This is a genomic window from Arsenophonus endosymbiont of Apis mellifera (assembly GCF_903968575.1).
Taxonomy (GTDB): domain Bacteria; phylum Pseudomonadota; class Gammaproteobacteria; order Enterobacterales; family Enterobacteriaceae; genus Arsenophonus; species Arsenophonus apicola.
This window is the reverse complement of the sequence record NZ_CAJCFU010000078.1, coordinates 180,561-201,901: the sequence shown is the minus strand read 5'-3', so window position 1 is coordinate 201,901 and position 21,341 is coordinate 180,561. Positions and strand designations below refer to the sequence as shown.

Here is a 21,341-nt window from a genome sequence, read left to right as displayed (position 1 = left end):
AACTCCAATTTAATTCATTAATTCTTGCTGCAATTGTATCACTTGCTGACAGAATTCTGTTGAGTTGATATGGTAAGGACTGATTATTAATTTTCTGTTAGCGGTGATCTGGTAGTTGGATTTAAACGCATCAATGAAAGCTTGGTTAGCTTGTGGTGACCAAAAAGCTCCACCCTCAATATCTAATGCGGAGAATCCTCCTGTTGGAATAATGAAAGTAACAGTGCCTTGGCATTGATTAAGTTTCTGTGCGATCCAAACTCCCATCTGATCATTTTCCTCGGCTGTAGTGCGCATTAAGGTAACTTGACTGTTATGATGATAAAAATGGCGATCTTTATATTTTTCAGGGATCGTTGCTGGGCGACCAAAGTTAACCATATCTAATGCACCACAAGAGATGATACAGGGTGTTTGGGTACGTATGATTGCGCCAAAGCGATCTTCGTCACAGGCAAGTATACCGTCAAAAAGGTAATCACAAACTTCGGTGGTTGTGATATCTAGCACGCAATCTACTAATTGGCTATCAACCAGTTTTTCCATTGCTTTGCCACCACTTCCGGTGGCGTGAAAGACTAAACAATCATAATGATCAGCTAATTTTTTGGTTAACTGTTGGACACAGGGCGTTGTTACACCAAACATAGTTAGTGCCAATATTGGTTTATTATTGTCTTCAGTATCATCAGCAGAATTAAAAAGTACTGCACCTGCGATTTGGGCAGCGGCATTTTTTAGAATTTTACGGGAGATAACATTAAGGCCAGAAATATCTGTCACTGAGTACATCATGGCAATATCACTGGCACCGATATAGCCTGAAACATCACCGGATGCCATTGTTGAGACCATTAATTTAGGAATACCAACGGCAAGAGATTGCATTGCGGGTGTAATAAGCGCTGTTCCACCTGAGCCACCTAATCCAAGAATAGCTAAAACATCTTTTTGTTGTAACAGATATTTTTCAAATGCGATTGCCATCGCGGCGACAGCTTTACCTCTATCTTGGCCAAAGATAGCATCTCTTCCTATAGGATGATAGCTAGCAACAGTTTCAGCCGTAATATCAGCTTTATCATCCAAATTGTCAGCTTTAGTACTTAAATCAACAATACGTACCGCTAAGCCCGTTTTTTTTATAAGTTGGCTAACATAAAAAGTTTCGATACCTTTGGTATCGAGCGTCGCTGCAATGTAGATATATCCATGCTGTTCCTTCATCATAAATCCTTGATTGTTTGCTGACTTGGATGGGAGTATTATAGGCACATTAAAAGTAAGCTATCATTTGTGCTTTGTATAAATTGAGATATTAGTCTCAATTTATTTTTAATTCTTTAGCGTTATATTGTTTCTTAATGCAGTACATTCTAATTATAAAAGTTATCGTAAAGGTGACGTTTAAATCCATTTTGGTTAAAAATAAAGGATAAATTTTATGACGTCAATTGATCTTATTTCACAATACACAGGTACTAGAAAACGGACTTTTAACCGATTAATTTCTACTGCATTGAGCTTGTTTGAAGACGGGAAATTGCCTTCTGTTTCTGAAGTTGCATCTCATGCTCATGTTTCGAGAGCGACCGCTTATCGTTATTTTCCAACTCATAGCGATCTAGTTTCTGCCATTGTGAGTGAAAGCTTAGGGCCTATTTTAACCTGGTTGCCTGATAGCCAAAAAACGGAAGAACGGATCCAAGAATTATTGTTATTTGCCTATCCGCGTATGTTTCAATATGAAGGAGCGCTTAGAGCAGCATTGCAAGTTTCTTTGCAGCAATGGGCGGCAGCTCGTTCATCGACAATTAAGGCAGAGAAACGGTTAGTTCGTGGACATCGGAAAGATACTTTGGCGATGATAGTTGAACCGATGAAGGATGACTTTTCGCCAGAAATTATTGAGAGAGTAAAAAGAGCATTTTCGCTTATTTATGGTTCTGAAGTCTTTTTGGTAATGAAAGATATTTGGCATATGGATAATGCAGAGGTAATAGAAATTAACCAATGGATAGCAAAAGCCATTTATAATCAAGCCATAAAAGATAATGAAAAAAAGCAATAGGCCTGTTTATTATCCGATAATATATTTAGTATATCCTGGCTTTAAAGTAAAAATGAATATCAATAATAAAATGGAGTCGTGTGATTAGTGGATAAGATATCTATTCTCGATCCACTAATCGATATAAATTACAGTTCTGGCAGATTACGGCCGTAATAGATTTCTTGCATCTCTTTTTTTAACAGATAAGTAATCCGTTTTTTTTCCTCAGGGGCAAGTTGTTCTGCGGTCGTATTAAATAAATAGTTATTCAAATTAAGCTCAAAGTCTTTTAGCATCATTTTAGTATGAAAAAGATTTTCCTGATAGAGGTTAACATCTATCATATGATACTGAGACTGAAATTCTTCCGGCATATAATTTTGAATGGAGTTGATTTCGTGATCAATATAGTGTTTGATGCCGTTAACATCGCGGGTAAAACCACGAACCCGATAATCAATAGTAACAATATCTGATTCAAGTTGATGAATAAGATAGTTAAGGGTTTTTAATGGCGAAATCACGCCACAAGTGGAGACTTCGATATCTGCTCTAAAAGTACATATACCATCATCTGGATGACTTTCTGGGTAGGTGTGAACACAAATATGACTTTTATCGAGATGAGCAACGATAGAATCAGGTAATGGCCCTGGATTTTCTGTGTTGTCTACATTTTGGGGATTTATTGAATTTTCGCTGATCAAAATTGTAACGCTGGCACCTTGAGGATCATAATCTTGCCGGGCAATATTCAAGATATTGGCATCAATAATAGAGCAGGTTTCAGTTAGAATTTCAGTCAAGCGGGTTGCATTATATTGCTCATCAATATAGGCCAGATAACTATGGCGATCTGCTGTTGTTTTGGCATAACAGATATCATATATACAGAAACTTAGGCTTTTAGTTAAATTATTAAAACCATGTAATTTCAATTTTTGCAATTTATTTCACCTCCTATTGAGTAAAACTATGCTTTGTTAGCAAGTAAATCCAGTAAGTACTGTGGTAACGCGAAGCTGGCTAGATGTAATGCGGGTGTGTAATAGCGACAGATAATATCTGCTTTTTTAAAACGATCTTCTAATATTTGCAAGGGTATTTGATCTAATTTTGCTGTTTGGCTTGCCCAGGCAAAGGTCATCATTCCGCCATAGTAAGACGGTATAGCGGCTTGATAAAAACCGCAATCTTTAAAGTAAACAGAGAGTTTTTGGTGACTATTAATCACTTCATCTTGTTGCAGGAAACAAACACCATTTTGGGCCACTAAAATACCATTTTCATGCAGGCAGTTGCCACATCCTTGGTAAAAATCTGAGGTAAATAGCCCTTCTCCTGGTCCAATAGGATCGGTGCAATCAGAAATGATTAGGTCAAATTTCTGCTGGCTGGTCTTAACAAAATTGACACCATCATCAATGACCAATTTAATACGGGGATCGTTATAAGCGCCTGCATTATGATTGGGTAGATATTGGCGGCAGAATTCGACAACACTGGCATCAATTTCAACCATCGTGATGCTTTCTAAATATTGATGTCGACATACTTCACGTAACATTCCGCCATCACCACCACCAATTATCAGTACTTTTTTAGCGTGGCCATGGGCAAATAAAGGCACATGAGTCATCATTTCGTGATAAATAAATTCATCCCGTTCAGTTGTTTGTACCACACCATCAAGGGCCATAATGCGCCCCATTTCAGCATTCTCAAAAATAATCAGATCCTGGTGAGCGGTTTTATTATGGTACAGTATATTATCAATAGTAAAATATTGACCGACATTGTGGTGGAGTGTTTCAAGCCAAATTTCTTTTTTTGACATACTTGTCTTTTCCTTTCTAACAGAGTTAAAAAAGCGCAGCTAATAATTTATTTCGTTTCAATGGTAAGTAAGAAATTTCTTATCTAAATGCATGAAAGAAAGTATTTATTTTACATAGGCAAATAACGCTAAAGCATCATTGGCAAGCACCCGGCATTTCTTTTTACGGGGGATAGGGATTTTTTTTAAGTCATCATAACGCTCTTCATTTAGTTTTTCCATGGCAGGTTTGTCGTAATTACTTAGATCCCAATGATTACTCTGAGCAAAATAGAAGATTGCTCTTTCAATTTCACGATCAGGAATTTGTGTGTAACCACAATCATGCTTTAAAAATATATAAACTGCCGTTAAATCAGCAAGATTTTCTGTTTCATTGCTTGATAGGGCAGATGCTTTGGTGGAAAAAATAAACCAAAAAAGCAGAGCTACATGTGAAATAAAAATAATTTTACGCATTCAGTTAGTTGTATAATTTAAATGTCAATTTATTCTATTAATACCAATAGAACGATGAAGTATACTTATTTTCAGCTAAAGCAGATAAATATATTGTCATATTACATAAAAAAATATCGGCTTGACCTTCCAGTAAGTGGAACCTCTATATTTTAGTGAATTTATCTATTTTCTACCATTTCATATTTATACCTTATCTTATTAGGGTTTAATAATAAAGGAGCAAGCTATGTTGCGTCGGGATTTTATGAAACTGGCAGCGGCGATGGGATCAGTAAGCTTATTACCAACTTGGAGTCGTGCTGCATTGTCTGCAACGCAATATCCTTGTTTACCTATTCCAGCATTATTATGGCCGGACAGCCATGGCAAAATTACCATCCGAGTTACTGAAGGTAAAACACAATTTTTACCCGCTAAATCAGCAGTAACATGGGGTTATAATGGATCCTTGTTAGGTCCAGCTATCAAGCTTAAATCAGGCCAACGTATCACTATTGATATTCACAATCAGTTATCCGAGGCTACCGCACTGCATTGGCACGGACTAAAAATTCCCGGTGAAGCTGATGGTGGACCTCATGCGGTAATTAAACCCAATGCGGTAAGAAGGGTTAATTTTGCCGTTAACCAGCCCGAGGCAACTTGTTGGTTTCATCCGCACCCTCATGGTAAAACGGGTTATCAAGTTGCCATGGGGTTGGCGGGTTTAGTATTAATTGAGGATGAACATAGCCAATCACAAAAATTGCCAAATCAATGGGGTATCGATGATATTCCCGTTATTTTGCAGGATAAACGTTTAAATCGTGCAGGGCAGATAGATTATCAGCTTGATGTAATGAGTGCTGCTGTTGGTTGGTTTGGCAACATTATGTTGACTAATGGAGTTGTATTACCTAAACATACAGCACCTAGGGGGTGGTTACGTTTACGTTTTCTTAATGGTTGTAATGCTAGAAGTTTAAATCTGGCAACCAGTGATGGGCGTAAAATGTATATTATTGCGAGTGATGGTGGACTATTAAATGAACCGGTGGCAGTTGATCAATTACCGATGATCAGCGCTGAACGTTTTGAGGTACTGATCGATGCCTCGAATGGTAAAGCGTTTGATATTGTTACATTGCCAGTTAAACAAATGGGGATGACAATAGCGCCTTTTGATCAACCCAAAGCTGTATTGCATATTGAGCCGGGATTAAATGCAAGAGCGACTTTTTTACCTGATAGTTTAGCTTCTATTGCCTCATTGCCTGATTTGACTGGTCTTAAACAGCGTCAATTGCATTTAAGGATGGATGCACGTTTAGATATGCAAGGTATGATGGCGCTCAGAAAACAGTATGGTGAACAGGCTTTGGCCGGGATGAATATGCATGGTCATAGCAATATGATGAGGGAAGATGGGGCGCATGCGATGCACAATCATCAGCAAGCGCCGATGATGAAGCAATCATTTGATCTTCTGCATGCCAATAGTATTAATGACCGTCCTTTTTCCATGACGGAGGTGGCATTTAATTTTGCAAAAGGTCAATATGAACGCTGGATCATATCCGGTCGTGGTGACATGATGTTACATCCTTTCCATATTCATGGAACTCAATTTAGGATCCTGACAGAGAATGGTCAACCAGTGGCTGCTCACCGACAAGGTTGGAAAGATACTGTGCGGGTTGATGGTGATATCAGTGAGGTATTGGTAAAGTTTGATCATATCGCAACCCAGGCGCATCCTTTTATGGCACATTGTCATTTGTTAGAGCATGAAGATACGGGCATGATGCTCAGTTTCTCTGTTAGCTAAGGTATTAACTCTTTTATTTATGTTGTTAATCAATATTGGATGAGGGCATTTTATCGCGTCTTTATTGCCCTTATGTTAGAATCTAAAGTTTTTACTTCCATGAATACCTAAAGTTATGAAACAAATTGTAGAAGTCATGATCTCAGAAGCGGATGTCAAACAACGTATTGATGAGATGGCAAAAGAGATTGTTGAACATTATAAATCATTGCAAGATGAGTTGGTGTTGGTTGGTCTGTTAAAAGGCTCTTTTATTTTTATGGCTGATTTATGTCGTAAAATTGATATCCCTCATGAAGTCGACTTTATGACGGTATCAAGTTATGGCAATGGCATGACTTCAAGCCGTGATGTGAAAATTATTAAGGATCTCGATGAAGATATTCGCGGCAAGCATGTTCTGATTGTTGAAGATATCATTGATTCAGGTAATACACTGAAAAAAGTCCGTCAAATCCTGAAATTACGCGGTCCTAAATCTGTCGCTATCTGTACGTTATTAGACAAACCTTCTCGACGTGAAGTAGAGGTTCCGGTTGAATGGACAGGTTTTGCTATTCAAGATGAATTTGTTGTGGGTTTTGGTATCGACTATGCACAGCAATATCGACATTTACCCTATATTGGGCATGTTATTTTACTGGACGATTAAGTGCTAGTGTTATTTATTGGCATGAAAAAATCGAACTAACGTTCGATTTTTTGTGGCGCTTATTATGCTTGGCTTAATTTAGCGATAGCTTGTCGATAGGTAATTTCAAGCTGTTCACGGCTATTAGCCGTAACATCAAGATCATTGAGTCTGCCATTCTGTATACCATAGACCCAGCCATGAATGTTGACGTTTTGGCTGCGCCGCCAGGCAGATTGTATTATTGTCGAATGACCCAGATTATAAACTTGCTCAATAACATTGAGTTCACATAAGCGATTTGCCCGTTCTTGCGGTGCAAGTTCACCTAAGATTGCGTTATGTTTAAACAAAATATCACGGACATGTAGCAGCCAGTTATTAATCAGTCCTCGTTCAGTGTTATCAATTGCGGCTTCAATACCACCACAACCATAGTGACCACAAATGATAATGTGTTCAACCTTTAGTACGTCAACAGCATATTGGATGACTGACAGGCAATTTAAATCAGTATGGATCACCAAATTAGCGACATTTCGGTGGACAAATAGATCACCAGGCGCTGCTTTTGTTAATTTTTCAGCGGGTACGCGGCTGTCAGAGCAGCCTATCCACAGAAAATGTGGATTTTGAAATTTTGCTAATTCTTTAAAAAAAGAGGGATTTTCTTTGGTTACGGATTCTGACCACTGAAGATTGTTTTCAAACAGCTGTTTAATTTTTTTCATCATAATTCACGTGGATTAGTTATGGTTAACTGCGATAATAATCATATACAACATCAATTTATTTTTTAATATTTACTCGCTGTTAGTTATAGTTTAATTGAAAAAAGATTGCTAATGGTGTGATTTATTATCATATGTGAATTAAAAATAGATAAAAAAGGTTTTTTATGACTTATGCTTTAGAGCTGCTCCAGCTTACAAAAACCTATACTGGTGGTGTGAAAGCATTAACCGGGATTGATTTACAGGTTGAGGTGGGTGATTTCTATGCCTTATTAGGACCTAATGGTGCAGGTAAATCAACGACCATAGGTATTATCAGTTCATTAGTCAATAAAACGAGCGGTAAAGTGAGAGTGTTTGGCTACGATCTAGATAAAGACGTGGTGAATGTAAAACGTCAGTTGGGTTTAGTGCCACAAGAATTCAATTTTAATCCATTTGAAACAGTAATACAGATAGTGCTGAATCAAGCGGGTTATTACGGCGTCCCGCGTTCATTAGCCTTATCTAGAGCAGAGATGTATCTGTCGCAACTGGCTTTGTGGAACAAACGTGATGAGCCTGCGCGAGACCTTTCTGGGGGTATGAAACGGCGTTTGATGATTGCTCGCGCATTAATGCATCAACCCAAACTATTAATTTTGGACGAACCCACTGCAGGAGTAGATATTGAACTGCGTCGTTCAATGTGGAGTTTTTTGAAGACCTTAAACGCGCAAGGCACCACCATTATTTTAACTACCCATTATCTGGAAGAAGCGGAAATGTTGTGTCGAAATATTGGTATTATTCAATATGGAGAATTGATTGAGAATACCAGTATGAAAAAACTACTCAATCAGTTGGAGTCAGAGACGTTTATTTTTGATCTGGCACCAAAGAGTAGGATTCCGACATTAGAGGGTTATAAATTCAGGCTGCTGGATACTTCAACCTTAGAAGTTGATGTACTTCGCGATCAAGGCCTGAATGGTTTATTTAGCCAATTCTCTGAGCAAGGGATACAGATAACCAGCATGCGTAATAAAGTAAATCGTTTGGAGGAACTATTTGTTGGTTTAATGAATAAACAGCATCCACTATCGATAAAGCAAGGAGAAAATAGATGATTCAGCTCTACTGGGTAGCGATGAAAACCATCTGGATCAAAGAAATAACCCGTTTTGCGCGAATTTGGGTACAAACCTTACTACCGCCGGTGATCACCATGTCACTCTACTTTATTATTTTTGGTAGTTTAATTGGTGCAAGAATTGGCAACATGGATGGCGTGAATTACATGCAGTTCATTGTTCCTGGTTTGATTATGATGTCGGTGATCACAAACGCTTATGCAAATGTTTGTTCCTCTTTTTTTGGGGCAAAATTCCAAAAAAGTATTGAAGAATTGTTGGTTGCACCCGTTCCTACCCATATTGTCATAATGGGTTTTGTTGGCGGTGGGGTTGCCCGAGGAGTATTGGTTGGTCTGTTGGTTACCCTGGTTTCGTTATTTTTTGTTCCATTACATATTTATTCATGGTGGATGGTAATTATTACCGTATTAATGACGGCAATTTTGTTTTCATTAGCTGGGTTAGTGAATGCGATATTTGCTAAAACATTTGATGATATTAGTATTATTCCTACCTTTGTTTTAACACCATTAACTTATTTAGGCGGTGTTTTTTATTCTTTGTCTCTTTTGCCAGAGTTTTGGCAAATGGTATCTAAACTTAATCCGATCGTCTATATGATCAGCGGATTACGTTATGGATTTCTTGGCATCAGTGATGTTGCAATATCGATTACCTTATCAGTATTAGTGATTTTTATTGTTATTTTATATGCCATAACGTGGCACTTAATTGAAAAAGGACAAGGATTAAGAACATAATTATTCACGTATAGTGTGATAAATATATAGGATCGGATTGGCGCTATTTTTTAGCGCTTCTGCTGTATTATCACTATGTTAGCCGTTATAAATTTTTAGTTTTTTCAATAGTACTTGTTGGTTTTGGCGAATGCTAAGAGCTTGCGATAGCGGGTCATGTGGTCAACCCCCATTTTTCCCTGTGTTATCGCCGCTAAGTTATTTAGATTTTAAGCATCAGCCAAATACCCGCGTTAACAAATTCATATCGCCAATAGAATTATTAGCTAAGTTACCATAAAGTCAGCCCATTTTTAGCAACCAGCAGCAATCTATCACTAAGCAATTCACCATCGGGAAAGCGTAGCTCTGGGGCAATTTCTGCTAACGGATAAAGCATAAATTCCCGTTCTTTAAGGCCATAATGGGGAATAGTTAAGTACGCTGTCTGGATAATTTGTTGACCGTATAACATAATATCCAAATCGAGAGTTCTTGGCCCCCAACGATCGCCTTTACGGATTCTACCATGCATTAATTCAATCGATTGGGTATGTTCAAGTAGGGTTGCGGGCAATAACTCAGTGTCTAATGCGATAACGGCATTGAGATAATCAGGTTGCCCTTGTGGCCCCATAGGTTTAGAGCGATAGAAGGAAGAAACAATAACCGGCTTGGTATTGGGTAATTGATGCAATTCTCTAATGGCACTTTGTGCTTGTTGTAAAGGGTCATTTAGATTGCTGCCAATGGCAATATAAACACGCTCCATCTTTAATTAACTCGGTTGTTTTTTATCGGTTTACGGTTAGTATGATTTCGGCGATGCGACCAATTACGACGATGAGTTGGTATATTACCTAACTCCGAGACCATTTCTTGTTGTAGTCTATTATTTGCTTGTTGAAACTCAGCCCACCAATGAGCCAGCTCTTCTAATTCCCGCCGCTGCTCTACGTTGGCGCGTAGTTCTAGCAAATCAAACGCAGCGCGAAATTTTGGATGTTCAAGTAGCTTATCTGCTTTTTTCCCTTGGCGCCGTGGTAGTCGCAATTGTAGCTGCCAGATATCGCGCATTATTGAAGTAAGCCGTTTAGGGATAGCGATAGAACGGCATTGCTCATCAAGGATATCATTCATTGCGATAGCAAAGGCTTCGTAATAGGGTAATCCACTTTCCTGAGAAAGCCTTTCAGCATGTTCTACCAGTGGATACCATAACATGGTGGCAAATAAGAATGCAGGATTAACACGTTTGTTATTCTTTATTCGATAATCAGTATTTTGCAGTACCTGATTAATGATAAGCTCCATCGGTGAATCATCATTGGCGGTGAAGTGTCGTTCAACTAGCGGAATTAATGATTGAAAAAGATTATAACGTTTTAATTGTTGATAGGTTTGATAACCTTGACCAGTCTGAAGTAATTTGAGCGACTCTTCAAATAGACGTGCTGATGGAATGTCTTTTAATAAATAGGCCAGTTGTGGAATAGGCTTGGCAGTTTCGGCATCGATTTGCATATTTAGTTTACAAGCAAATCGAATAGCACGCAGCATCCTAACGGGATCTTCTCGATAACGGATTTTGGGATCACCAATTAAGCGGATCATGCCATTTTTTAGATCTTCAAATCCACCAACATAATCACGTAGGGTAAAATCGTTAATTCTGTAATATAGACTATTGATGGTAAAGTCGCGACGAATGGCATCATCTTCGATGTTACCGAAAATATTATCCCTTAGTAACATACCACTTTGTGCTTGATGAGCCAGATCCTTATTATTAGTATCAGTTTGTTCATGCGAACCACGGAAAGTGGCAACTTCGATGATTTCATAACCAAACATGATATGCGCTAAACGGAAACGGCGTCCGACTAGACGACAATTACGAAATAATTTGCGAATTTGTTCCGGTGTTGCATTTGTGGTAACGTCGAAGTCTTTAGGTTTTTTACCTAACAGTAAATCTCTGACACTACCTCCGACCAGATAGGCTTCATAGCCAGCATTATTTAGACGATAAAGAACTTTCAGTGCATTATCACTGATGTCTCTTCGCGAGATAGGATGCTTATCTCGTGGAATTATGGCTATTGAAGTATTTATAGCAGAGGCGGGTGTAGATTTATCTGCTAATTGAGTACTTTTAATGGTTTTTGTACTCTGATATCTTTTTGTTAGTAAAGCTTTTACCTTAGTCTTGGACTTAGTCTCAGTCGCTGAACTATCATAAGATTTCTGTTTACTTCGATTATTTTTTTCTTCTCGTATCAATAAATTACGACAGAAATTGGCTACCCGGGTAAAAATAATACACCTCGATATCTAATGCGATTTTAGTTAAAAAAGTAAATACTAATAATTAATCATATCTTATAGGATTTTTTTTGAGAATGCCTAAGTAGGATAAAAATTGCTAATTAATCATAATTTGTAACAATTCTGCCGCTTGGTTGAATGCTATCTAGTTGCCAATGTTGTACAGCTTGGCTCAGTAATTGTTCAGTACTAAGGTCTTGCCAATTCATAATAGTTGTTTGTGATAAAAAATTTAGTGCATCAATTAAAATAGGCCTCGGATCGTTCATAGGTAGCGGCGGAGTATGATTTTGTTTAGAAAGTTTATTATGAGAACGATTTAATACTAAAGGTAAATGCACATAATCGGGTACTGGAAAAGCGAGATGGTGATAAAGAGAAATTTGTCTAACCGTTGGCGCAATGAGATCAGCGCCACGAACAACTTCGGTAATACCTTGGTCATTATCGTCAATAACGACAACAAGATTGTAAGCAAATAAATTATCTTTTCGCACAATAATGAAGTCTTCTTCCGCCAAAGCACGAGGCGCTACATAATCACCTTGTAGTTGATCATAAAAACGATAAACTGGTTTTGACTGGATTATTCTCAAAGCTGCTGCAGAAGAAGATAAACCAAGATTGCGACAATGTGCATCGTAATAACCACCGATAGCATTAATACGTTGACGTGTACAACGACAATAGTAGCAGCCATCGCACTGCTTTAGCTGCGCTAAAATGTCATGGTAAATATCATGGCGTTGTGACTGATAGATGATTTTACCATCCCAATGTAAGCCATAATGCGCTAACGTTTTTAAAATGCGTGAAGCCGCACCTGGCACGACTCTAGTTGTATCGATGTCATCAATCCGGACATACCATTTTCCTTGCTTTTTTTTGGCTTGTAGGTAGCTACCAAGCGCTGTAACTAACGAGCCAAAATGCAGATCACCTGTGGGGGACGGAGCAAAGCGTCCAATATAGGCTGGAACTTTAGTAATTATTGAATGACTCATTGATTATCAAAAGGATAAGGTACACTTTTGTGTACCTTATTTTTATGGAGTAAGATTATTGGCTAACCCGCCATCTGTTTTTCACGTAATTCAGCTAATGTTTTGCAATCAATACACAAATCAGCTGTTGGACGAGCTTCTAAGCGGCGGATGCCAATTTCAACTCCACAGCTTTCACAATAACCAAAATCTCCATCATCAATTTTTTTTATCGTCTTCTCGATTTTTTTAATCAACTTACGTTCGCGATCGCGATTGCGTAACTCAAGGCTAAATTCCTCTTCCTGTGCCGCTCTATCAACGGGATCAGGGAAATTAGCTGCTTCATCTTGCATATGACTTACAGTGCGGTCGACTTCATCTCTGAGTTGATTGCGCCATGCTTCGAGAATAGCCCTAAAATGTTTGAGTTGGGCTTCGTTCATGTATTCTTCGCCTGGCTTTTTTTGGTAGGGCTCTACCCCAGCGATGGCGAGAATGCTTAAGGACGAGGTTTTAGGTTTTTGCCCTTCTTGCATAATGCTTCTCCTACACACGCAATATTCATAAAGAACCCCACAAGGGGGAAAAACTAAGGCCGCTATAAATAACAGAACACTCTATACTTGGCAATGGTTCTTACAATTCGTTTTACTGTACCCGGGTAATGCACGTGTTCTCTGCCTATTTTGTAAGTAAAACGAATTTTGCCTAAAAGAATATAATAGCTTGGTTTATTGAATAAAGGGTATTTTTTTATCCATTGATAGCCCTTTTTCTGATATTTTAATCTGATAGCAGAGTATTTCAATACCAATATTTGTTGCTTGCCGTAAGAGAGCAGCATAATGACAATCAATATGGCTTGCAACGGACATTTTCTTTATACCACTATGAAGTACGGCAAAGAACAAAACTGCTCTTTCGCCTCGTTCAGCTATCAAGGATAGTTCACGTAAATGTTTTTGCCCTCTGATTGTAACAGCATCAGGAAAATAACCGATATTGTTTTCTAGTAAGGTGACTGATTTTACTTCAATATAGCAATTAACCTGCTGTTTTTTGGTTAGTAGAAGGTCGATGCGACTATTTTCGTCACCATATTTCACCTCTCGGCTAATGTTATCATAATCGGATAATTCCGGAATTTTATTTTCTACTACAAATTGACTAATAAGATCATTTGCTCGATGAGTATTAACACAAATCCAATCGCCAGTTTGTGTTTGCGTCAGTTCCCAACTATGTGGATATTTTCGCATAACATTGTTTGATGTTGAGTACCAAACCGTATCTCCAGGTGTTGCACAGCCTGTCATGGCGCCTGTATTGGCACAATGAATGGTTAGTAATTTACCTGATGGTGTAATAACATCAGCGAGAAAACGTTTATAACGCTTTACTAACTGGGCTGATTTTAGTGGCGGAAACCGATACATTGGTAACTACTCCAGTAGTGATAGATGCGGCTAAAGACAACAGTAATGCTACAATGTTTAGCACTATAAGTTAATAATTGTTGCTTTTAAATATAAATTGGTGGATAGATAGTGTTCATTAAATGGGATCTTGGTAATAACGGTCACTATCAGGATATAAAACTACTAGGTAGCGGATGTTGATTATTGAATTATGATAAAATCTTGTTTTAATGAGATATATGAAAAAAATATCTGTAAGTTATGATTAAGATCTTGGGCTAATAATAAACGACTAGTAAATAAAGATTAATTTTATACCATGTTTGACAAAGATAATTATGAACCTATTGGGCGCAGATCTAAGAAAAAGCCCACTGGTAAAAAATCAAAATCTCAGCAAAATAATCGCTTAGACAACTATGATTATGCATATGAAGATATTGATGACAACGAGGAAGAAGAACTAATGGCAAATAAAGACAATAAGTCTCGGCCAGCTAAAAATAATAGATGGCGTTGGTTTTGGTTGTTTGTCAAAATTGCCATCGTCTTGGCACTGTTAATTGGTGTCTATGGTATCTATTTATATCAGAAAATTAGTGAACGTCTTGATGGCAAAGTTTGGGATCTACCGGCAGCTGTTTATGGCCGAATGGTTAATCTTGAACCAGGGATGAATTACAGTAAAGAAGAGATGATCCGATTATTAGATGGCATGCAATATCGTCAGGTCAATAAAATTACTTTACCTGGTGAGTATATTGTTAAAAATAATACGATTGAGATGTTACGCCGGCCATTTTCCTTTCCTGATCAAAGAGAAGAACAGATTTTAGCTAAATTAAGTTTTGAACAAGCTCGCCTCACTAATATTACTAATATGGAAAATGGTCGTTCATTTGGTTTTTTTCGGCTTGATCCAAAACTTATCACTATGATGCAATCGGCTAACAATGAGCAACGCTTAGTTTTACCGAGAGAAGATTTCCCAGATTCTTTAGTCAAAATATTACTTGAAACCGAAGACCGGCATTTTTATGAACATGACGGAGTAAGTATTTATTCTATTGGACGTGCGGTTATTGCTAATTTAATGGCCGGGAAGACTGTTCAGGGTGGTAGTACGCTAACCCAGCAATTAGTTAAAAACTTATTTTTAAGTAATGAAAGAACGTTAATACGTAAAGCCAATGAAGCTTATATGGCGATTTTAATGGATTCTCGCTATAGCAAAGAACGTATTCTTGAACTTTATCTAAATGAAGTTTATTTAGGCCAAAGTGGCGATGAACAAATTCGGGGCTTTCCTCTTGCCAGTCTCTATTATTTTGGTCGTCCAATCGATGAGCTGAGTATTGATCAACAAGCATTATTAGTCGGTATGGTGAAGGGCGCATCACTATATAATCCATGGCGTAACCCTAAACTGGCCCTTGAGCGTCGTAATTTAGTGTTAAAGCTGTTGGAAACGCGCCAAATTATCGATCATGAAATGTATAATATATTGAGTGCTCGTCCTTTGGGCGTTAAATCCAGAAGTGGTGTTTTAACACCTCAACCCGCCTTTATGCAGCTCGTTCGGCAAGAATTAACTGAAAAATTGGGTGATAGAGTGAATAACCTTTCCGGTGCTAAGATTTTTACTACCTTAGATCCGGTCTCGCAGCAAGCGGCTGAAAATGCTGTCGAGCATGGGATAGCCGATTTACGCAAAACTCGTAAGTTGCCTGATCTTGAAGGGGCTATGGTGGTCGTTGACCGTATTAATGGTGAAGTTCGCGCTATGGTCGGCGGCTCGCAACCACAATATTCTGGTTTTAATCGAGCGTTAAATGCTCGCCGCTCAATTGGTTCATTGGCTAAGCCCTCGACTTATCTCACCGCATTAAGTGAACCGGATCGTTTTCGTTTAAATACCTGGGTACCAGACGAGCCAATTAGCGTCAAATTTGATAACCAAATATGGGAACCAAAAAATTATGATCGCCGCTTCCGGGGGCAGGTCATGTTAATTGATGCCTTGGCCAGTTCGTTGAATATCCCGACGGTAAATATTGGCTTGAGCGTAGGCTTGGAACAGGTTAGTAAAGTATTGGTACGTCTTGGCGTGCCAAGTGATGCGATAGAAAAAGTGCCCGCTATGTTATTAGGGGCATTGAACTTAACGCCAGTGGAAACGGCGCAAATGTTTCAAACCATCAGTGGTGGAGGCAATCGAGCGTCATTATCGGCATTGCGTTCTGTGATCGATGGTGATGGCAATGAGCTTTATCAAAGTTATCCCTCTGCCGAGCGGGCAGTTTCCCCGCAAGCAGCTTATCTAACACTGTATGGTATGCAACAAGTAGTAGAGCGGGGAACATCTCGTTCATTAATGAATAAATTTGCTCAGTATCATTTAGCTGGTAAAACGGGCACAACCAATGATCTACGCGATAGTTGGTTTGCCGGTATTGATGGCAAGGAAGTGGCAATCGCCTGGGCGGGTCGTGATAATAATGGGCCGACAAATCTTACTGGTGCAAGTGGTGCATTACAACTATATCGTCGTTATTTAGAAAACCAAACCCCTCTGGCATTGGATAATCGCCCACCAGAAGGAATTACGCAGATGCGAGTGAATACTGATGGTAGTTTTAACTGTGCAGATTGTGGATATCGTATTCTGCCAGTATGGACCGAGGATCCTCAAGCATTATGTCAGCTAGGGATACAATCGTTGAAGCCAAACTTGAATTTAAATGAGCAGCAGACAAATAGTAATGATGCGCCAGCTTGGGTAAAAGAGATGTTTGGACACTAATAAAAAGTGGGTAAACCGGCGCTAGGTTAAAAATGGGTGCCGGTTTTTTATGCTTTAATAATAATTATTGCATCTTGTTAAACGCATTTTTTGCTGCTTTGATTGTGCGCTCAATATCTTCATGACTATGCGCAACGGACATGAAACCGGCCTCAAATGCTGAAGGGGCTAAATAAACGCCTTCGTCTAACATTAAATGAAAGAATTGCTTAAATTTCTCAATATCACATTGCATAACATCTTGGTAGCAATTAACTTGTGGTGCAGTTGTAAAAAATAGACCAAACATGCCGCCAACATGATTAATTATCAATGGGATCCCCGCTTGTTGCGCTTTTTCTTGTAAACCGTTTGCCAGTTGTGTCGTCAGCTCTGTTAAGCGTTTATGGGTATTGGGTTTAGCGACTTCAGTTAGGCAAGCTAGGCCTGCTGCCATGGCTAATGGGTTGCCTGATAATGTGCCAGCTTGATAAATTGGCCCTATTGGTGCGAGTTTTTCCATCAGTTCGCGGCGGCCACCGAATGCGCCAACAGGCATGCCACCACCAATTATTTTGCCTAAACAGGTCAAATCAGGTTTAACTTGATAATGTGCTTGCGCGGCACCTAAGGCTACTCGAAAGCCGGTCATGACTTCGTCGATAATCAGTAACGCGCCAAATTGATCGCATAAGGTACGCAGGCCGGGCAAGAATTCAGCCTCCGGTAGAATACAATTCATATTACCTGCTACTGGCTCAACAATGATACAAGCGATTTCTTGCGGATATTGGGCAAAAGTTTGCCGTACAGAATCTAAATCATTAAATGTACAGGTAAGCGTATGTTTGGCAACATCCGCAGGGACGCCAGGAGAATTAGGTTGACCGATGGTTAGAGCACCTGAGCCCGCTTTAACTAATAGGCAGTCGGCATGTCCATGATAGCAGCCTTCAAATTTAATAATTTTATCTCGCCCTGTATAGCCGCGAGCGAGTCTTATGGCACTCATCGTGGCTTCTGTGCCTGAATTTACCATACGTACCATTTCGATGGATGGAATAAGTTGATTAATAATTTCTGCCATCTCTACTTCAATGGCGGTAGGGGCACCAAAACTCAGACCATTTTCTGCTGCTTGGATGACTGCTTGCTTAATTACAGGGTGATTATGACCTAAAATCATCGGTCCCCAGGAACCGACGTAATCAATATAAGCCTTACCATCAACATCATAAATATAAGCGCCGTTAGCTCGCTGAATAAATAATGGATAACCGCCAACACCATTAAACGCTCGTACGGGCGAATTGACACCGCCAGGAATAAATTTTTTAGCTTTTAGGTAAAGTGTTTCAGATTGACTCATTAAATAACTCCAAGCATTTGTCCAGCAGAAATTTTTGCCATATCTTAAAGCAGTATTGCTAGTAAACCAAATAGCAAATTTAGTGGGAATTTTTTAAAATCAGTTAATTTAGGCTGGATCTTGAATCAATTGGCCGGCTGTTAGATAATTATCCCTTGTCCAGTGAAGTATTGATGCTTCCTGCGTCTATTGATTGGCATGTCGGCCTGGAGTTAGAAATGAGTAATGATACTGCATTGCCTATACAGTTTACTGATGCTGCAGCAAATAAAGTTAAAGCGCTGATTGCGGATGAAGAAAATCCCAATTTGCGTTTGCGCGTCTATATTACTGGTGGAGGCTGTAGTGGTTTTCAATATGGTTTTACCTTTGATGATAAAATGAATGAAGGGGATTTAACGATTGAAAAGCAAGGCGTGGAATTAATCGTTGATCCGATGAGTTTACAGTATTTGGTTGGTGGTTGTGTTAATTATATTGAAGGATTAGAAGGGTCACGGTTTGTGGTTACTAATCCAAATGCGAAAACAACGTGTGGTTGTGGTTCTTCATTTAGTATTTAATCGCTTAACCTTACTAAGGGTAATTGATAACCCTTAGTATGAAGGTGCTATTTTAACATGCCGAAAAGGTTGTTAATCGCTCATTTACTGCTTTGGCTTAAGTTAGCTAAATTGGCTAACATTGCTTGCACCATTAGGCTTGATTGACGAGCTGCGACGGGTAAAAATTCCTCAAAAGAGAGATGAGACTCTTTATCAGCGACATCAGAAATTGCACGTACAACAACGAATGGGATACCAAATTGATGACATACATGACCAATTGCAGCCCCTTCCATTTCAACTGCGATGGCCTCAGGGAAAGTTTGGCGAATATAGGTTAGCTCTTTAGCACCATTAATAAAGCTATCACCGCTACAAACCAAACCGCAAACCGCATGTAAATCCAATTTTTCAATACATTTTTCGGCCAGCGTTATCAATTTTTTATTCGCATTAAATGAGGCCGGACATTGTGCCATTTGGCCAGGTTGGTAACCAAAGGCAGTGACATTGACATCATGATAGCAAACCTGGCTGGAGACCACGATATCACCAACCTGCAAAGTAGGTACTAACCCGCCGGCGGAGCCAGTATTAATAATAAATTCAGGCGCAAAATGTTCTATTAGTAAGGTTGTTCCTATTGCCGCCGAAACTTTACCAATGCCTGATTTTAATAATGCGATATCAAGATCATCAAATTTTCCGCAATAGATTTCGCAGCCACCCCGTGAAAATGTAGACTGAGCATCAATTTGCTCACGCAATAATGCCACTTCTTGCTCCATTGCACCTATTATCGCAACTTTCATTGTGTCATACTCACCGTTGATTAATTAGACATGTTGTCAGATCCGTGCCATTTTAACATTGAACACAAAAAAAAGTTAACTCTGTCCATTAGTTGGGGATATTTCATCATCAGGAGGGGAAATGTCCAAGATTGATTTTAGGCAAAAGCTCAATTTTCTGCGTAAATATAGTGATTACAATGTTGATACCAAGAATGAGGAACAAGTTAATCGTCAATTTGAAAGCGATCGGGGACGCATTATTAATTCTGCAGCCATACGTCGATTACAACAGAAGACGCAAGTCTTTCCTTTAGAACAAAATGCTGCGGTTCGCAGTCGTTTAACCCATTCATTAGAAGTGCAGCAAATTGGTCGTTTTATTTCAAAGACCGTAATCAGTCAATTAAAAAAGAAGAAATTGCTGGCAACTTATGGTCTGTCTGAGCGAGTTGATGCGTTTGAAAGTTTGATTGAAATGGCGTGTTTGATGCATGATATTGGTAACCCACCTTTTGGCCATTTTGGTGAAGCAGCCATTAAGAGCTGGTTTTCAACATTACTTGACGCGGAATTTATTTCTACTAAATCAAAGGCTAATGATCAGTGCCAGATTAATTTTCTTCAGTTAAAAAATGAACCTAACAAGGATTTGCTTCGTAGCCAATTGCGTAAAGATCTCTGTCAATTTGAAGGTAATGCCCAGGGACTTAGGATGATCCATCAATTATTAAAATTGAACCTGACTTATGCCCAAATTGGATCAATTTTAAAATATACCCAAGGTGCTTATCAACTGGATGAAATTCCTAAAAATTTTGATTATTTAACCAAAAAACCGGGTTATTTTTGGTCGGAAGATAGTTTTATTAAAGAGTTGTACCGTCAATTGGATATGGAGCCATATTGTCGTTTCCCGCTTTGTTACATAATGGAAGCGGCAGATGATATCTCTTACTGCATTGCCGATTTAGATGATGCGGTCGAAAAAGGTATTTTTAGTGTTGATCAATTGTTGGAATATTTACGGCAAGGTTGGTTGGAAACAGGTAAAAAAGCAAAAGGTGACTTATTTGAACAGACGGTAGAAAAAGCTTATAAAAGTATTAATCACAATGAAACTAGGCGTAGCAAGCAAGATCAATTTTTTATGTATCTTAGAGTTAATATTATTAGTAAATTGGCATCCTATAGTGCCCATCGTTTTATTAAACATTTAGCTGAAATTTATGCTGGAAGTTTTAATAGTGCCTTATTAGAAGATAAAAGTGATGAACATCATCTATTGGAGGTATTGAAAGGTGTTGCCTATAAATATGTATTTACTCATCACGAAGTTGAACAATTAGAATTACAAGGTTATCGAATAATTAGTGGCTTACTAAATTTCTATCGTCCTTTATTATTAATGCCACGCGCCGATTTTACTCAGCTTTATCAAGATAGATATCATAAGAAATATTTCATCGAAACCCGCCTATTGCATAAATTATCAACTAAACATTGTTTGGCTTATGGAGAAGCGATTGAAGGAATTTGTACAAATGATGAGATAGAAAAAGATATATTAGAATTTTATTATCGAGCTCGTCTTATACAAGACTATATTAGTGGTATGACTGATCATTACGCTTATCAGGAATATCGAAAATTTACGGTGAAAAATTAAAATCAAAATAAGCATTGCTTGAATACATATTGGGAAATATTTTGAGTAATGCTTTAGACTATGTCTATTAATTA

20 protein-coding genes are annotated in these 21,341 nt (G+C 38.5%); 8 read left to right on the top strand and 12 right to left on the bottom strand.

The window, feature by feature from the left end:
* Positions 1-9: 9 nt before the first annotated feature.
* Positions 10-1,227 (bottom strand): Tm-1-like ATP-binding domain-containing protein, encoded by a 1,218-nt coding sequence (locus tag H1X92_RS13490; RefSeq protein WP_180560677.1) that lies wholly within the window; start codon positions 1,225-1,227, stop codon positions 10-12.
* Between the two features lie 217 nt (positions 1,228-1,444).
* Between H1X92_RS13490 and H1X92_RS13485 the strand changes: the two genes are divergently transcribed.
* Positions 1,445-2,071: a TetR/AcrR family transcriptional regulator gene (locus H1X92_RS13485; RefSeq protein ID WP_180560627.1), complete on the top strand. Its 627-nt coding sequence runs from the start codon at positions 1,445-1,447 to the stop codon at positions 2,069-2,071.
* A 128-nt stretch (positions 2,072-2,199) separates the two neighbouring features.
* On the opposite strand, the gene speD is transcribed toward H1X92_RS13485, so the two are convergent.
* The 3 genes from speD to H1X92_RS13470 all read right to left on the bottom strand — a co-directional run bounded on the left by speD (position 2,200) and on the right by H1X92_RS13470 (position 4,349).
* The gene (speD, locus tag H1X92_RS13480; RefSeq protein WP_180560626.1) at positions 2,200-3,000 is read right to left on the bottom strand and encodes an adenosylmethionine decarboxylase; all 801 of its coding nucleotides are present in this window, start codon (positions 2,998-3,000) and stop codon (positions 2,200-2,202) included.
* Positions 3,001-3,026: 26 nt separating this feature from the next.
* Positions 3,027-3,890 (bottom strand): polyamine aminopropyltransferase, encoded by an 864-nt coding sequence (gene speE / locus H1X92_RS13475; RefSeq protein WP_180560625.1) that lies wholly within the window; start codon positions 3,888-3,890, stop codon positions 3,027-3,029.
* A 105-nt stretch (positions 3,891-3,995) separates the two neighbouring features.
* The gene (locus H1X92_RS13470; RefSeq protein WP_180560624.1) at positions 3,996-4,349 is read right to left on the bottom strand and encodes a YacC family pilotin-like protein; all 354 of its coding nucleotides are present in this window, start codon (positions 4,347-4,349) and stop codon (positions 3,996-3,998) included.
* A 229-nt stretch (positions 4,350-4,578) separates the two neighbouring features.
* Here H1X92_RS13470 and cueO point away from each other — a divergent pair, with 229 nt between their 5' ends.
* Together cueO and hpt are read left to right on the top strand one after the other, a co-directional pair.
* Complete coding sequence (gene cueO / locus H1X92_RS13465; RefSeq protein WP_180560623.1) at positions 4,579-6,159, top strand: multicopper oxidase CueO; 1,581 nt, start codon at positions 4,579-4,581, stop codon at positions 6,157-6,159.
* A gap of 115 nt (positions 6,160-6,274) precedes the next feature.
* Positions 6,275-6,811 (top strand): hypoxanthine phosphoribosyltransferase, encoded by a 537-nt coding sequence (gene hpt, locus H1X92_RS13460; protein ID WP_180560622.1) that lies wholly within the window; start codon positions 6,275-6,277, stop codon positions 6,809-6,811.
* A 62-nt stretch (positions 6,812-6,873) separates the two neighbouring features.
* On the opposite strand, the gene can is transcribed toward hpt, so the two are convergent.
* A complete protein-coding gene (gene can, locus H1X92_RS13455; RefSeq protein WP_180560621.1) occupies positions 6,874-7,524 on the bottom strand; it encodes a carbonate dehydratase in 651 nt (216 codons plus the stop codon).
* A 164-nt stretch (positions 7,525-7,688) separates the two neighbouring features.
* Here can and H1X92_RS13450 point away from each other — a divergent pair, with 164 nt between their 5' ends.
* Positions 7,689-8,633, top strand: coding sequence for an ABC transporter ATP-binding protein (locus H1X92_RS13450; protein ID WP_180560620.1), 945 nt, complete (start codon positions 7,689-7,691; stop codon positions 8,631-8,633).
* Positions 8,630-9,400, top strand: coding sequence for an ABC transporter permease (locus tag H1X92_RS13445; RefSeq protein WP_180560619.1), 771 nt, complete (start codon positions 8,630-8,632; stop codon positions 9,398-9,400). The genes H1X92_RS13450 and H1X92_RS13445 overlap by 4 nt, the downstream gene beginning before the upstream one ends.
* Before the next feature lie 271 nt (positions 9,401-9,671).
* Here the strand turns inward: H1X92_RS13445 and folK are convergent, their stop codons facing one another.
* The 5 genes from folK to sfsA form a co-directional block, all read right to left on the bottom strand.
* Entirely contained in the window at positions 9,672-10,151 is a 480-nt protein-coding gene (gene folK, locus H1X92_RS13440; protein WP_180560618.1) for a 2-amino-4-hydroxy-6-hydroxymethyldihydropteridine diphosphokinase, read from the bottom strand.
* Between the two features lie 2 nt (positions 10,152-10,153).
* Positions 10,154-11,494, bottom strand: a complete 1,341-nt coding sequence (gene pcnB, locus H1X92_RS13435) for a polynucleotide adenylyltransferase PcnB (protein ID WP_225507457.1) — start codon at positions 11,492-11,494, stop codon at positions 10,154-10,156.
* Positions 11,495-11,808: 314 nt separating this feature from the next.
* A complete protein-coding gene (gene gluQRS, locus H1X92_RS13430) occupies positions 11,809-12,711 on the bottom strand; it encodes a tRNA glutamyl-Q(34) synthetase GluQRS (RefSeq protein WP_180560617.1) in 903 nt (300 codons plus the stop codon).
* Positions 12,712-12,773: 62 nt separating this feature from the next.
* On the bottom strand, positions 12,774-13,229 hold the full coding sequence (dksA, locus tag H1X92_RS13425; RefSeq protein ID WP_180560675.1) for an RNA polymerase-binding protein DksA: 456 nt from the start codon (positions 13,227-13,229) through the stop codon (positions 12,774-12,776).
* Between the two features lie 195 nt (positions 13,230-13,424).
* Positions 13,425-14,129, bottom strand: a complete 705-nt coding sequence (gene sfsA, locus H1X92_RS13420; protein ID WP_180560616.1) for a DNA/RNA nuclease SfsA — start codon at positions 14,127-14,129, stop codon at positions 13,425-13,427.
* Between the two features lie 301 nt (positions 14,130-14,430).
* Between sfsA and mrcB the strand changes: the two genes are divergently transcribed.
* Positions 14,431-16,914, top strand: coding sequence for a bifunctional glycosyl transferase/transpeptidase (mrcB, locus tag H1X92_RS13415; protein WP_180560615.1), 2,484 nt, complete (start codon positions 14,431-14,433; stop codon positions 16,912-16,914).
* 64 nt (positions 16,915-16,978) lie between these two features.
* Here the strand turns inward: mrcB and hemL are convergent, their stop codons facing one another.
* Positions 16,979-18,262 (bottom strand): glutamate-1-semialdehyde 2,1-aminomutase, encoded by a 1,284-nt coding sequence (hemL, locus tag H1X92_RS13410; RefSeq protein ID WP_180560614.1) that lies wholly within the window; start codon positions 18,260-18,262, stop codon positions 16,979-16,981.
* Positions 18,263-18,480: 218 nt separating this feature from the next.
* On the opposite strand from hemL, the gene erpA reads away from it, so the two are divergent.
* Entirely contained in the window at positions 18,481-18,825 is a 345-nt protein-coding gene (erpA, locus tag H1X92_RS13405; protein WP_180560613.1) for an iron-sulfur cluster insertion protein ErpA, read from the top strand.
* Between the two features lie 80 nt (positions 18,826-18,905).
* Here the strand turns inward: erpA and mtnN are convergent, their stop codons facing one another.
* Entirely contained in the window at positions 18,906-19,619 is a 714-nt protein-coding gene (mtnN, locus tag H1X92_RS13400; RefSeq protein ID WP_180560612.1) for a 5'-methylthioadenosine/S-adenosylhomocysteine nucleosidase, read from the bottom strand.
* Positions 19,620-19,740: 121 nt separating this feature from the next.
* Between mtnN and dgt the strand changes: the two genes are divergently transcribed.
* Positions 19,741-21,267: a dGTPase gene (dgt, locus tag H1X92_RS13395; RefSeq protein WP_180560611.1), complete on the top strand. Its 1,527-nt coding sequence runs from the start codon at positions 19,741-19,743 to the stop codon at positions 21,265-21,267.
* Positions 21,268-21,341: the final 74 nt, after the last annotated feature.